General features: G+C 66.5%; 1 protein-coding gene. It reads left to right on the plus strand.

The window, feature by feature from the left end; all coding sequences use genetic code 11:
* Positions 1-38 precede the first annotated feature (38 nt).
* Positions 39-562, plus strand: a 524-nt coding sequence (locus tag FLX08_RS40105) for a helix-turn-helix domain-containing protein (RefSeq protein WP_142625452.1), incomplete at its 3' end; no start/stop codon positions are given.

Below are 562 nucleotides of genomic sequence, written 5' to 3' on the forward strand. Positions count from 1 at the left end.
TGGCTCGCCGACCGGAGGTGTTCGTCCGGCCGTTGACGATGGAGGAAGGCCGCAGGCTGCAACGGATCACCAGGACCGCGAAGGACCCGGTCAAGCTGCGGCGCGCGATCGTGGTGATGATGTCCGGCCAGGGCCAATCGGTCCCGGACATCACCTCGTTGATGCAGGTCAGCGACGATTACGTACGTGATGTCATCCACGCTTTCAACGAGCGGGGGTTCGACGCGCTGGACCCAAAATGGAGCGGGGGCCGTCCACGAGCGATCAGTGAGCGGGTGCGTGAGCACATCTGCCTGATCGCCACGACGGTCCCCGCCGAATGGGGCATCACCGGGCACTCCACCTGGAGCCTGCGCACGCTGGCCGAGCACCTCATCACGCGCGGGGTGGTGACGGCGATCAGCCGCGAGCACCTGAGGCGGATCCTGCGCGCGGGCGGGGTGAGCTGGCAGACCACCACGACGTGGAAAGCCTCCACCGACCCGCACTTCATCGCCAAGATGCAACGCGTCCTGGAGTTATACGATCACCCGCCCGCCGATGGGCGGGTGATCTGCCTGGA

Source organism: Microbispora hainanensis, from assembly GCF_006874475.1.
Lineage (GTDB): Bacteria > Actinomycetota > Actinomycetes > Streptosporangiales > Streptosporangiaceae > Microbispora > Microbispora hainanensis.